The sequence below is a fragment of the Paraburkholderia caribensis genome, from assembly GCF_002902945.1.
In the GTDB taxonomy this organism is placed as follows: domain Bacteria; phylum Pseudomonadota; class Gammaproteobacteria; order Burkholderiales; family Burkholderiaceae; genus Paraburkholderia; species Paraburkholderia caribensis.
This window is the reverse complement of the sequence record NZ_CP026101.1, coordinates 3,394,230-3,407,802: the sequence shown is the minus strand read 5'-3', so window position 1 is coordinate 3,407,802 and position 13,573 is coordinate 3,394,230. Positions and strand designations below refer to the sequence as shown.

10 protein-coding genes are annotated in these 13,573 nt (G+C 62.2%); 5 read left to right on the top strand and 5 right to left on the bottom strand.

Annotation, left to right across the window (positions count from 1 at the left end):
* Positions 1–156: 156 nt before the first annotated feature.
* A complete protein-coding gene (locus C2L66_RS15195; RefSeq protein ID WP_054929187.1) occupies positions 157–732 on the bottom strand; it encodes a flavodoxin family protein in 576 nt (191 codons plus the stop codon).
* A gap of 129 nt (positions 733–861) precedes the next feature.
* A complete protein-coding gene (locus tag C2L66_RS15190) occupies positions 862–1,488 on the bottom strand; it encodes a YbhB/YbcL family Raf kinase inhibitor-like protein (protein ID WP_054929186.1) in 627 nt (208 codons plus the stop codon).
* Between the two features lie 264 nt (positions 1,489–1,752).
* Between C2L66_RS15190 and C2L66_RS15185 the strand changes: the two genes are divergently transcribed.
* Complete coding sequence (locus C2L66_RS15185; protein ID WP_054929185.1) at positions 1,753–2,460, top strand: response regulator; 708 nt, start codon at positions 1,753–1,755, stop codon at positions 2,458–2,460.
* Positions 2,461–2,577: 117 nt separating this feature from the next.
* Here the strand turns inward: C2L66_RS15185 and C2L66_RS15180 are convergent, their stop codons facing one another.
* Entirely contained in the window at positions 2,578–3,264 is a 687-nt protein-coding gene (locus C2L66_RS15180) for an orotate phosphoribosyltransferase (protein WP_035991642.1), read from the bottom strand.
* A 343-nt stretch (positions 3,265–3,607) separates the two neighbouring features.
* Between C2L66_RS15180 and C2L66_RS15175 the strand changes: the two genes are divergently transcribed.
* Both C2L66_RS15175 and C2L66_RS15170 read left to right on the top strand, forming a co-directional pair.
* Positions 3,608–4,840 (top strand): MFS transporter, encoded by a 1,233-nt coding sequence (locus C2L66_RS15175; protein ID WP_060599582.1) that lies wholly within the window; start codon positions 3,608–3,610, stop codon positions 4,838–4,840.
* A gap of 297 nt (positions 4,841–5,137) precedes the next feature.
* The gene (locus tag C2L66_RS15170; RefSeq protein ID WP_054929183.1) at positions 5,138–7,423 is read left to right on the top strand and encodes an NADP-dependent malic enzyme; all 2,286 of its coding nucleotides are present in this window, start codon (positions 5,138–5,140) and stop codon (positions 7,421–7,423) included.
* Positions 7,424–7,493: 70 nt separating this feature from the next.
* Here C2L66_RS15170 and C2L66_RS15165 read toward each other — a convergent pair whose 3' ends face one another.
* Complete coding sequence (locus tag C2L66_RS15165; RefSeq protein ID WP_060599583.1) at positions 7,494–11,099, bottom strand: indolepyruvate ferredoxin oxidoreductase family protein; 3,606 nt, start codon at positions 11,097–11,099, stop codon at positions 7,494–7,496.
* Between the two features lie 344 nt (positions 11,100–11,443).
* Here C2L66_RS15165 and C2L66_RS15160 point away from each other — a divergent pair, with 344 nt between their 5' ends.
* On the top strand, positions 11,444–11,629 hold the full coding sequence (locus C2L66_RS15160; protein ID WP_054929181.1) for a hypothetical protein: 186 nt from the start codon (positions 11,444–11,446) through the stop codon (positions 11,627–11,629).
* Positions 11,630–11,777: 148 nt separating this feature from the next.
* On the opposite strand, the gene hppD is transcribed toward C2L66_RS15160, so the two are convergent.
* Positions 11,778–12,875, bottom strand: a complete 1,098-nt coding sequence (gene hppD / locus C2L66_RS15155; RefSeq protein ID WP_054929180.1) for a 4-hydroxyphenylpyruvate dioxygenase — start codon at positions 12,873–12,875, stop codon at positions 11,778–11,780.
* Between the two features lie 151 nt (positions 12,876–13,026).
* On the opposite strand from hppD, the gene C2L66_RS15150 reads away from it, so the two are divergent.
* Positions 13,027–13,542 (top strand): Lrp/AsnC family transcriptional regulator, encoded by a 516-nt coding sequence (locus C2L66_RS15150; protein ID WP_060599584.1) that lies wholly within the window; start codon positions 13,027–13,029, stop codon positions 13,540–13,542.
* Positions 13,543–13,573: the final 31 nt, after the last annotated feature.

The following is a 13,573-nucleotide window of genomic DNA, read 5'->3' as shown; positions in this document are numbered from 1 at the left end:
AACGGCGGGAAAACGCGGCGCTGGCTGCGCCGGAACGTTATTTTAAGACCGTGAGGCGGCGCGTGCGCGAAATTGGCCGAAAAACACGTTGCGCCGCAACAGTGACGCCGGCATGACAGGCGGCGTTTTACGCACGCGCCAGGCGCCGCGGTGCGTTCATCCCGGCTGTCCGGCCTTCCAGCGCGCCGTCACGGCCGCGATCCGCGCGCCGAACACCTTTGCCGTGTCGAGATCGCCGGGTGGCGGCGCTTCGTCGGGCGTGGCGTCGGCAGGCGACTGCGACAGCAGGCCTGCGAAGCCGCCGACGAAATTCAGGTCGTTGCGCGTCGCCGCCTTCGTGTTGGCGGGCATCATGCCCATGCCTGCCCAGATCATGCCGTGCTGCATCGCGAGGGTGATGAAATACTGGATCGTCGAGAACTTGTCGCCGTTCATCGACCCCGAATTCGTGAAGCCCGCCGCCACCTTGTCCTTCCACTTTTGCGCGAACCACGGTTTCGAACTGGCGTCGGCGAATTTCTTGAAGTCGGCGGACGGGCCGCCCATGTAGGTCGGCGCGCCGAAAATGATGGCGTCGGCCGCGTCCAGCTCGGCCCAGGCCGCGTCGTCCAGTTCACCTACCGCGATCATCCTTGCGTCGGCGGCGCCGTCGAGCGTGCCCGCGAGCACGGCTTCCGCGAGCTTCTTCGTATGGCCGTAGCCGCTGTGATAGACGATGATGATTTTTGACATAGCCAGCTCCCTTGTTGCGAATAATGATGCGATTCGGAATGAACGGCCTTGAGCCTAGCTCATTCTGTCACCGCGCATGAGTGGTTCGAGACGCGGCAACGACTTCGCACTTATGGCTGATGCGAAAGACTAGCGGCCGTAGGTGACGGTCATTCGCGCGTAGCCGAGCGTCGCCGTGCGGATCTCGTGGTCGAACATGAGCGACGGCCGACCTTGCGCGAGCCTGAGGTTCGACGTGTTCAGCGCGTACACGGTGATCACATAGCGATGTGGCTTGCCGGGCGGCGGGCAGGGGCCTCCATAGCCGTCGATATCGAAGTCGTTGCGCGCCTCGACGGCGCCGACATTTTTAAGAAAGCCGGACGCGCTAGCGTTTTCGGGCAACCGGTCGACGTTGGCAGGAATGCCGACGACGGCCCAATGCCACCAGCCGCGTCCGGGCGAATCGGGATCGAACATGGTCACTGCGAAGCTGCGCGTGCCGTCGGGCGGGTTGTGCCAGTTCAATTGCGGCGAACGGTTAAGACCTTTGCAGTCGTTGCGGTCGAACACTTGCGCGTTGTCGACGGTGCCGCCTGCGCGAAGGTTTGCGCTCGTCACGGTGAACGCGGTGTCGGCAGAAGCCGCGCCCGCATGAATTGCAAATGAACAGACGATGAGCAAAGCAACGCGCGATCGCGCGAAGAGCAGCGGCGGCAGAAACGGACGGGACGAACGAGACGAACGGGGCGGAACGACCGGGCAACGCAAGTGCATGTGCCGAATCTCCTGTCAGGCTCGTAAAGATTGTCCTTACGAGCGATTGTTATCCTTTTTTGTGCCCAAGCGACAAATCGAGTCTAACATTACATCTTACGAAGCCATTTGTGCTCGACGAGGGGCCAGTACAGCGCGAAATCGGCTATAGTCGCTGCAATCGTCTGTAGTTGCACGCAAGCAGACAAGTCCTAGAAATTTAGAACTAAGAACAGTTGCATGACTGAAGTTTCGGAGCGCGGATTGTCAGTTGAAGGGAGGGCCATGCAAGATCCAATCAGGGTCGTGGTCGCCGATGACCATCCAGTAATTCTCTTTGGTGCCGAACAGGCGTTGCTCAAGTTTCAGGGCATTCGTGTGGTCGCGCGCGCAAAGCAGTCCACTGAGTTGGTGAAGATATTGCAGACGACGCCGTGCGACGTTCTCGTCACGGATCTCGCAATGCCAGGTGGACAATACGGCGACGGCTTACCGTTGATCGGTTACCTGCGTCGGAATTTTCCCGACCTACCTATAGTCGTCCTGACGATGCTCGAAAACGCCGCGCTATTGAAGCGGCTGAGCGAGCTTGGTGTGATTTCCGTCGTCAATAAATCAGACGACCTAAGTCATATCGGTCTTGCAGTGCAGCACGTCAGCCGGCATATCGAATACATGAGCCCGTCGGTGAAGTCATCGCTCGATACGTTGCGCATGAATGCTGGCGGCAAGAGCGACGAGGTGATTCTGTCGAAGCGTGAGTTGGAAGTCGTGCGGCTCTTTGTGTCGGGAATGACCATCAAGGAAATTTCCGAGCAGCTGAACCGCAGCATTAAGACGATCAGCACGCAAAAGAACACCGCAATGCGCAAGCTCGGACTCGAAAGGGATTCCGAACTATTTCAGTATGCGCAGAGTAATGGCTTGATGAATCTGTCGTCGTATGCGCCGGGTGAGGCGGATACTGGCAGTTCGTCGCAGGGAAGTTCTTAAGCGCTAACGCGGAAGTTGGCCGTCGGTTCTCAAACCGGGACGGCGGATCAAACAAAAACGCCGCCTGTCGTGAGACAGGCGGCGTTTTCGTATGGCGCGCTGAGTCCGGTTGCTCGCTTATTGCGGTGCCGCCGTCGCGCCGCCGTGCGCTGCCGACCACTCGGCAGGCGCGTGCAGGAATTTTTCGACTTCGTCGAGCGTCTTCGTTTCGAAGTAGCCCTGTTGCTTCGCGACGCGCAGCACGTCCCACCACGTGGCGAGCGCGTGCAGGTCGACGTCGATATCCTTCAGCACCGACACGCTTTCCTTGAAGATGTTGTAGTGGAACAGCACGAAGCAATGGTTCACCTGCGCGCCCGCCGTGCGCAACGCATTGATGAAGTTGATCTTGCTGCGGCTGTCCGTGGTCAGATCTTCGACCAGCAGCACGCGCTGACCTTCCGTCAACAGACCTTCGATCTGCGCATTGCGGCCAAAACCCTTCGGCTTCTTGCGCACATATTGCATCGGCACCATCAGGCGGTCCGACAGCCAGGCGGCGAACGGAATGCCCGCCGTTTCACCGCCGGCGACGGCGTCGATCTGCTCGTAGCCGACGTCGCGCAGAATCGTCGCTTCTGCCATTTCCATCAGGCCGCGGCGCACGCGCGGATACGAAATCAACTTGCGGCAGTCGATATATACCGGGCTCGCCCAGCCGGAAGTGAAGATGTACGGTTTTTCCGCGTTGAAATGCACTGCCTGGACTTCCAGCAGCATTTTGGCGGTCGTGTCGGAGATCGTCTGGCGATCGAAGCCTGTCATGGGCGAATCCTTCGGTGTGGTGAGCTTGGAGGGCGGGCGCGGAGCCCTGTGGCGCAGCAGGCGTAACGTTTCGCGCCTGGTGGGCGAGACATGCCGGACGAGTTGAGAAACCGGCCGGTTTGCTGCGCGCGTAGCCCGATATTTTACCCGATTCGGACTGTTCCCAGGGCGCGAGGCGGCGAAAGCGGGTAGGCGCCAGATAGGCACGGCCGCCGGACGTGCGTTTCGCCTATGCATTCTGGCCAGGTTGTGACGCCAATCTGGCGCCTTTACACTCACGGCAAATTTTCACAGACGGCCTTCGGATGGCCTTCTGCTCACGTCTGCTGCAAGGTTGCCGCCCATGAATATCGCCCCTTCCACGACCCAGGCCGCGCCGGCCGCCCGTCCCGGCTATGCGGCGCGCGCGCTGATTGCGTCGGTGCTCGGCTACGCGATGGATGGCTTCGATCTGCTGATCCTCGGCTTCATGCTGCCTGTCATCGCTGCCGACTTGCAGCTTTCATCGACGCAGGCCGGGTCGCTGGTGACGTGGACGCTGGTCGGCGCGGTTGCGGGCGGCGTGATTTTCGGCGTGTTGAGCGATTATTTCGGCCGCGTGCGCATGCTGACGTGGACGATTCTCATCTTCGCCGTCTTCACGGGCCTGTGCGCGCTCGCGCAAGGTTACGGCGATCTGCTCGCGTACCGGACCATCGCGGGCATCGGGCTGGGCGGCGAGTTCGGCATCGGCATGACCCTCGTGGCGGAGGCCTGGCCAGCGGCACAGCGGGCGCGCGTGTCGTCGTATGTCGGGCTTGGCTGGCAACTGGGTGTGCTGGCGGCGGCGCTGCTGACGCCTTTGCTGCTGCCCGTGATCGGCTGGCGCGGGATGTTCGCGCTCGGGCTGCTGCCTGCTGTCGTGTCGTTTTTCGTGCGGCGGCGCGTCGAGGAACCGGCGCTTTTCACCGAGCGGGTCGCGCGCGGCATGCGCAAGGCTCCGATGAAACTGCTTGTCGCCGACGCCCGCACGACCTGCGCAAGCGTAGGCGTTGCGATTCTGTGCTCGGTGCAAAACTTCGGCTACTACGGCCTGATGATCTGGCTACCCAGTTATCTGTCGAAGACCTTCGGCTACTCGCTGACGCGCTCCGGGCTGTGGACGGCCGTCACGGTGCTCGGCATGGCCGCCGGTATCTGGCTGTTTGGCGTCGCGGCTGACCGCTTCGGCCGCAAACCCACGTTTCTGTTCTACCAGGCGGGCGCCGTGGTGATGGTGTTCGTTTACTCGCAACTGGGCACCCCGTTCGCGCTGCTGATTGGCGGCGCGGTGATGGGCATGTTCGTGAACGGGATGATCGGCGGCTATGGCGCGTTGATCTCCGAGCTGTATCCGACCGAGGCCCGCGCCACCGCGCAGAACGTGTTGTTCAACATCGGGCGCGCAGTTGGCGGGTTCGGGCCTGTCGCCGTCGGCGCGCTGGCCGCGCGGTTTTCGTTCGCGGCGGCGCTCGGCATGCTCGCTTCGATCTACATCCTCGACATTCTCGCCACGCTCTTTTTGATCCCGGAACGCCGCGGCGCAACGCTCGAATAAGGCCCCGCCGCCACGTCGCGAAGGGCGGGGTGGGAGTGTTTTCATGCCGCGCTGCAGCAAGCGCCGGCGCGGTTGCGGCTTATCCATCCGGTACAAAACCTACCCCGAATCGTCGCATCCGGGGTGTACACTAATCGACCCGAAAAAGCTCAGCGCCGTTTGCTTTCCGCTGAGGTTTGACGCCGCGCCTAACCGGCGCACGCGAGAATCGCCGCCGTCGAGCAACCCGTCGACATTGGCCAGCGCAGCACGTGACATTGAGCCGGGCCCAATTATCAACGTCTCGCAGGTTAGAAAATGGACGAACAACTGAAGCAAAGCGCTCTCGCATATCACCAGAATCCGAAGCCCGGCAAGATTTCGGTCACCCCGACCAAGCCGCTTTCGAACCAGCTGGACCTGTCGCTCGCGTATTCGCCGGGCGTCGCAGCCGCGTGCATGGCCATCTTCGACGAGCCGCTCGACGCGCAGAAGTACACGTCGCGCGGCAACCTCGTCGGCGTGATCACGAACGGCACGGCCGTGCTGGGTCTCGGCAATATCGGGCCGCTCGCCGCGAAGCCGGTGATGGAAGGCAAGGGCTGTCTCTTCAAGAAGTTCGCCGGCATCGACGTGTTCGATATCGAGCTGAACGAGTCCGATCCCGACAAACTCGTCGACGCGATCGCGATGCTGGAGCCGACGCTCGGCGGCATCAACCTCGAAGACATCAAGGCGCCCGAATGCTTCTACATCGAGAAGAAGCTGCGCGAGCGCATGAAGATTCCCGTTTTCCACGACGACCAGCACGGCACGGCGATCATTGCGTCGGCGGCGATTCTCAACGGCCTGAAAGTGGTCGGCAAGAAGCTGGAAGAGGTCACACTGGTGTGCTCGGGTGCGGGCGCGGCGGCGATCGCCTGTCTGGACCTGCTCGTGAATCTGGGCCTTTCGAAGAAAAACGTGCTCGTCGTCGATTCGAAGGGCGTGATCTACGAAGGCCGCGGCAATCTGGACCCGTCGAAGGAACGTTACGCAGCGAACACCGAAGCGCGCACACTGGCTGACGCGATCAAGGGCGCGGACGTGTTTCTCGGCTGCTCGAGCGCGGGCGTGCTGAAGCCGGAAATGGTCAAGGAGATGGGCACGCAACCGCTGATTCTCGCGCTCGCGAACCCGGAGCCGGAAATCCGCCCGGAAGAAGCGAAGAAGGTGCGCCCAGACTGTATCGTTGCGACGGGCCGTTCGGACTATCCGAACCAGGTCAACAACGTGCTGTGCTTCCCGTTCATCTTCCGCGGCGCGCTGGATGTCGGCGCGACGACGATCACGGAAGAAATGAAGCTCGCATGCGTGCGCGCGATCGCCGAACTCGCCGAAGAAACCGATCAGGGCGATGAAGTCGCGAAGGCGTACGAAGGCCACTCGCTCGAATTCGGCCCCGACTACCTGATTCCGAAGCCGTTCGATCCGCGTCTGATCATCAAGATCGCGCCCGCTGTTGCGCAGGCCGCGATGGATTCGGGCGTCGCGACGCGCCCGATTCAGGACATGGACGCGTACCGCGAGCAACTCGGCGCAACCGTCTACCGCACGGGCATGGTGATGCGCCCGGTGTTCGCGGCAGCGAAGGCGCAACCGGCGCGCATCGTGTTCGCGGAAGGTGAGGACGAGCGCGTGCTGCGTGCCGCGCAATTCGTGCTGCTCGAAAAGATCGCGAAGCCTATCCTGGTCGGTCGCCCGAGCGTGATCGAGATGCGTCTGAAGAAGATGGGCTCGAAGCTCAAGTGCGGCGAGGATGTCGAGATCGTCAATCCGGAAGACGATCCGCGTTATCAGAAAAGCTGGCAGGCGTATCACGAGATCGGCGCGCGCGAAGGCGTCACGCCGGAAGTCGCGAAGGCCGCGATGCGCAAGTTCAACACGCTGATCGGCGCGATTCTCGTGCATCTCGGCGACGCGGACGGCATGATCTGCGGTCTGATCGACACGTATCACGAGCATCTGAAGTTCGTCGAGCAGGTGCTGGGCAAGGCGGAAAAGGTGGACAACTTCGCCGCGATGAACCTGCTGATGTTGCCGGGCCGCAATCTGTTCATCAGCGACACCTATGTGAACGAAGTGCCGACGGCCGAACAGCTCGCCGACATGACGATCCTCGCAGCGCGCGAGATCGAGAAGTTCGGCATCGCACCGAAGGTCGCGCTGCTGTCGAACTCGAACTTCGGCAGCGTCCCGTCGTCGTCTTCGGCACGCATGGCGGCCGCACGCAAGCTGATCGCCGAACGCGCGCCGCATCTCGAAGTGGACGGCGAAATGCACGGCGACGCCGCATTGTCGGAAGCGGTGCGCAAGGCCGCCTTCCCCGGCACGACGCTGACGGGCGAAGCGAACCTGCTGATCATGCCGAACGTCGAAGCGGCGAACATCACGTACAACCTGCTGAAGATGATCGGCGGCGAAGGCGTGACGGTCGGCCCGTTCCTGCTCGGCGCTGCGAAGCCGGTGCACATCCTGACGCCGGCAGCGACGGTGCGCCGGATCATCAACATGACGGCGGTCGCTTCGGCGAACGCCAACGTGGACCGCAACGTCGCGAAGTAGTCTTCGTTCGTTGATGCGATGAAAAAAGGGCACCGCGAGGTGCCCTTTTTATTTCGGGAGTGGCAGAAGGTTATGCCACGTGCCGCTCCACACCACCCGTCGGCGCGCGCCACTTCGCGAGCAACGACGCCCACTTGGCCCGCACGCCCTTCAGGTTGTTCTCCTTGACGTGGCCATAACCGCGAATCGCATCCGGCAGATTCGCCAGTTCGACAGCCAGAGCACGCTTCTCCGCCGTGAGCCCGCCGACCAGTTCATGCACGAGCGTTTCGTACTCGACGATCAGCGCCCGTTCGGTGCGACGCTCCTCCGTCCTGCCGAACACATCGAGCGCGGTGCCGCGCAGGAACTTCATCTTCGCGAGCACGTGCATCGCGTTGAGCATCCATGGACCGTACTGCTTCTTCACCAGATGCCCATGCGCGTCCTTCTTCGACGTGGCGGGCGGCGCGAGGTGGAACTTGAGCTTCCAGTCACCCTCGAAATTCGCCTTCAGCTTCTCGACGAACGCCGGGTCCGAATAGAGCCGCGCCACTTCATACTCGTCCTTGTACGCCATCAGCTTATGCAGATTCTTCGCGACGGCTTCCGTCAACGACATCTGGCCGTCGGCGGCATCGAGCTTCGTTTCGGCGGCCCGCACTGTTTCGACCAGCTTGCGGTAACGCGCCGCGTACGCTTCGTTCTGGTACTCGACGAGATACTGCGCGCGTTTATCGATTAGCGTATCGAGCGCCTTCGGCGTATGCAGCGAAACGATCTTGCTGTTCGCGGCATTCGCGGTGTTGCCGTCGTCGATACGATCTTGCATCCGCGCGAGCTTGCGCACGGTAGCCAGATCGTGAGCCGCGCGACGGCCCCATTCGAACGCTGCGCGATTCTTCTCGACCTGCACGGCATTCAGCTCGATCGCGCGAATCAGCGACTCGTGCGTGAGCGGCAACCAACCCTTTTGCCATGCGTAGCCGAGCACGAACGGGTTCGTGTAGATCGCGTCGCCGAGCAGCGCAACCGCAAAGTGATTCGCATCGACGGCGGCCACATGCTCGTCGCCCGCCGCCGCGCGCACGTCCGCATCCGCGCTTGCGCCGGGGAAGCGCCAGTTCGGGTTCTTGATAAATTCCGCGGTCGGGGTCGGCGCGCTGTTCAGCACGACGTGCGTTTGACCGGCCTGCATCCGCGACACGCATTCGTCGCTGGCCGTCACCAGCGAGTCGCAGCCGATCACCAGATCCGCTTCGCCCATCGCGATACGGGTTGCGTGGATGTCGGCGGGCTGGTTCGCGATCTGCACGTGGCTCATCACGGCGCCGCCCTTTTGCGCCAGGCCCGTCACGTCGAGTACGGTGACGCCTTTGCTTTCGAGATGCGCCGCCATGCCGAGCAACGCACCGATCGTCACGACGCCCGTGCCGCCGACGCCCGTCACCAGCACGCCATATGGCCGCGCGATCGCCGGAATCTCGGGATCGGGAACGGGCGGCATCGCGTCGCCCGCAACGCCCGACGCCTTCGGCTTGCGCAGTTGCCCGCCTTCGACCGTCACGAAGCTCGGGCAGAAGCCCTTCAGACACGAATAGTCCTTGTTGCAGGTGGACTGGTTGATCTGCCGCTTCGTGCCGTACTCGGTTTCGAGCGGCTCGACGGACAGGCAGTTCGACTGCACCGAGCAATCGCCGCAGCCCTCGCAAACCGCCTCGTTGATCACGACGCGCTTCGCCGGATCGGGATAGGCGCCGCGTTTCCGGCGGCGGCGCTTCTCCGTCGCGCAGGTCTGGTCGTAGATCAGGATCGTCGTGCCTTCGATCTCGCGCAGTTCGCGCTGCACGTCGTCGAGCTGGTCGCGATGATGAATCGTGATGCCGGGCGCAAGGCCGACGTTCGCGTGGTACTTCTCCGGTTCATCGGTGACGATCACAATCTTCTTCGCGCCTTCAGCGGCGAGCTGATGCGTGATCTGCGGCACCGTCAGCACACCGTCGACGGGCTGGCCGCCCGTCATCGCGACGGCGTCGTTGTAGAGAATCTTGTACGTGATGTTTGCCTTCGACGCGATCGCCGCGCGAATCGCGAGCAGGCCCGAATGGAAGTACGTGCCGTCGCCGAGATTGGCGAACACGTGCTTGTCGTTCGTGAACGGCGCCTGGCCGACCCACGCGACGCCTTCGCCGCCCATCTGGCTGAACGTGCTGGTGCTGCGGTCCATCCACACGGTCATGTAGTGGCAGCCGATGCCCGCCATCGCGCGCGAGCCTTCGGGCACATTCGTCGACGTGTTGTGCGGACAGCCGGAGCAGAACCAGGGCTTGCGCTCCGCTTGAACGCGCGGGCGCGCGAGCGCCTTTTCTTTCGCCTCGATCACAGCGATGCGCGTGGCAATGCGCGCGCGCACGTCGGACGGCAGGTCGAACTTGTCGAGCCGCGTCGCAATCGCCTTCGCGATCAACGCGGGCGACAGTTCGTAGTGCGCGGGCAGCAGCCAGTTGCCCATCGGCACTGACCATTCGCCGCCTGCACCGTCCTTTTCGTCGAACTTGCCGAACACGCGCGGACGCTGCGCATCGGGCCAGTTGTACAACTCTTCCTTGATCGCGTATTCGAGAATCTGCCGCTTCTCTTCGACCACCAGAATTTCTTCGAGCCCGCGCGCGAATGCCTGCGCGCCTTGCGCTTCGAGCGGCCACACGCAGCCGACCTTGTACAGCCGGATGCCGATGCGCGAGCAGGTTTCGTCGTCGAGTCCGAGGTCGGTCAGTGCCTGGCGGACGTCGAGATACGCCTTGCCGCCCGTCATGATGCCAAAGCGCGCGTTCGGCGAATCGATCTCGACGCGATCGAGCTTGTTCGCGCGCACGTAAGCGAGCGCGGCGTACCACTTGTAGTCGAGTAGACGCGCTTCCTGCACGAGCGGCGGATCGGGCCAGCGAATGTTGAGGCCGCCTTCGGGCATGGCGAAGTCGGTTGGCAGAATGATTTGCGTGCGGTGCGGGTCGATATCGACGGAAGCCGATGATTCGACCACGTCGGTCACGCACTTCATCGCGACCCACAGGCCCGAGTAGCGGCTCATCGCCCAGCCGTGCAAGCCGAAGTCCAGATATTCCTGCACGTTCGACGGAAACAGCACGGGCAGGCCGCAGGCCTTGAACAGATGTTCCGACTGATGCGCGAGCGTCGACGATTTGGCGGCGTGATCGTCGCCGGCGAGCACCAGGACGCCGCCGTGTCGCGACGAACCGGCCGAATTGCCGTGCTTGAACACGTCGCCCGAGCGATCGACGCCGGGGCCTTTGCCGTACCACATCGAGAACACGCCGTCGTATTTGGCGCTGGGATAGAGATTGACCTGCTGCGAGCCCCACACGGCGGTGGCGGCGAGGTCTTCGTTGACGCCCGGCTGGAATACGACCTGGTGCGCGGCGAGATGCTTCTTCGCTTTCCACAGCGACAGGTCGAGACCGCCGAGCGGCGATCCGCGATAGCCGGAAATGAACCCGGCGGTGTTGAGCCCGGCGGCCCGGTCGCGTTCCTGCTGCAGCATCGGCAGACGGACCAGCGCCTGGATGCCGCTCATGTACGCGCGGCCGCGTTCAAGCGTGTATTTGTCGTCGAGCGTGACGGACGTCAGCGCGGCTTCGAGCGAGGCTCGCTGACCGGCGTCTAGCGGGGCATTCATTATGTGTACTCCTCCACCCAGTTTGGGATCACCAAAATCTGCTTGGCCTCGGCATCTTGTGAATGCTTCGGCCGGGGTCGCCATGTTGACGGCTTTCGTTCGATGGTAGCACTGGTGAAAACCCGCCGCCTATCGTCGAAAACACCACGATGCGAGACCGCGCACGAACAAAATGTCACCTGTATGACCGCGCGCGAGCTTTTTCATTTGATGGTGTTACAGGGTGTAAAAGCTTGAAACGCGTGGAACTGCGCTTGAAATGTCGGTCTAAACTCCCCATCTGCACGAATCGCAACGTTCCGCATGCTGCGGAGCTTCGCTGTGCAGTCGAACAAGGAGTACGCATGAACACGAAACACATCCAGACCTTCCTGATGGTCTCGGCGGCATTCTTCGCGATGAGCGCGCCGATGCGCCCGAACAGCGCCAATGCGCTCGCGAATGCCGTCACGCGCACCACGCAGGTCGCCGCGACGACGGCCGCCGTGAACCAGCGGCGTGAGTCCGACGAAACGGAGCAGCGTGGCTGACGCGCTCTGGCGGGTGATCGGATGATCATCCGCGGCGCGTGACAGTCGAGAGCCGGTTGAGTTAGGAGCGCCGGTTCCAAAATGCGAAAGGCGAGGAACGTACGTTCCTCGCCTTTTTCTTATTTGGCTCTAACGCTTGAGCAGCGTGTCAGGCCTTGTCCTGCACGACACCGCGACGAATCTGATCCAATTCGATCGATTCGAACAGCGCCTTGAAGTTACCCTCGCCGAAGCCCTGATTGCCCTTGCGCTGGATGATCTCGAAGAAGATCGGTCCGATCTGGTTCTCGGTGAAAATCTGCAGTAGCAGGTCTTCGCGCGCGCCGTCGATCAGAATCTTGCGCTTGCGCAGTTCATCGAGCGGCTCGCCGTGATTCGGCACGCGGCGATCGACGAGCTCGTAGTACGTGTCGATCGTATCGAGCAGCGAAATGTTCGCGCCGCGCAGTCCGTCGACGGTCGCGTAAATGTCGTTCGTGCCGAGCGCGATATGCTGAATGCCTTCGCCGTGGTACGCGTCGAGGTATTCCTGGATCTGGCCCGCTGTTTCCGAACCTTCCTCATTGATCGGAATGCGGATCTTGCCGCACGGCGACGTCATCGCCTTCGACTTGACGCCCGTCACCTTGCCTTCGATATCGAAGTAGCGCACTTCGCGGAAATTGAACAGACGCTCGTAGAACTCGGCCCATTCCTGCATGCGTCCGCGATGGACGTTGTGTGTCAGGTGATCGATATAGGTGAGGCCGTGGCCGACGGGATTCGGATTCGCGCCCGGAATCGGTTCGAAGTCGACGTCATAGATATTGATGTCGCCGATGCTGTTCGGCGCCGCGCCGTTCTTGCCGCGCCAGCGGTCGACGAAATAGATCAGCGAGTCGCCGATCCCCTTGATGGCCGGAATGTTCAGTTCCATCGGGCCCGTCTTGTTGTCGAAGCCCCAGGCGCCGAGTTCGAGCGCGCGCTGATACGCCTTCGCCGCGTCCTGCACGCGGAACGCGATCGCGCAGATCGACGGCCCGTGCAGGCGCGTAAAGCGCTGTGCAAACGAGTCGGGCTCGCCGTTGACGATAAAGTTGATCTCGCCCTGACGGTACAGCGTCACGTTCTTGTGACGATGCTTCGCTATCGCCGTGAAACCCATGCGCTCGAACAGCTTGCCGAGCGCGACGGGGTCCGGCGCGGTGTATTCGATGAACTCGAAGCCGTCGGTGCCGACGGGATTTTCCCAGGTAGAAACCTTCATGTCTGTCTCCTCGACTATGTCCGGGGGCGCATCGCGCGATCCGATGAAGAACAGTGTAGTTGCCGGGTCAGGAAGAAAACTTGCGAAATTAATCGGCGAACACTACGCTCGGGCTATTTTCTGGCGTGCGATACGCCTTGGATGGCAGAACATGGCTCAAATTGAGATAGACGCGATCGACAGGCGCATTCTCGCGATTCTTCAGGAAAACGGGCGGCTGTCGAATCAGGAGATCGCCGAGCGGGTGAACCTGTCGCCGAGTCCGTGCTTGCGGCGCATCCGCAGGCTGGAGGAAATCGGTGTGATTCGCGGTTATGTCGCCCTGCTGGATTCCCAAATTCTCGGGCTCGATCTGCTCGCCTACGTCAATGTGCGGCTGGAAAAGCGTGGCGGTCCGGCACTCAGCGCACGCGCCGACGGCACGCCGGGGCGTGCGGGCGCGACGCACTCGGAACTGTTCCGCGCGGCTGTGCAGGGCTGGCCAGAGGTGGTCGCGTGCTACGCGATGACGGGCGATATGGATTACCTGCTGCGCGTGCAGGTGCGCGACATGGCGCACTTTTCGCGATTTGTGCAGGACCAGTTGCTGCGGCATCCGTCGGTGATCGATGTGAAGTCGAGCTTCTCGCTGGAGAAATTCAAGGAGACGACCGCGCTGCCGATTTGACGGGTGCGTTGGACAAAAACAAAAGGGCGGC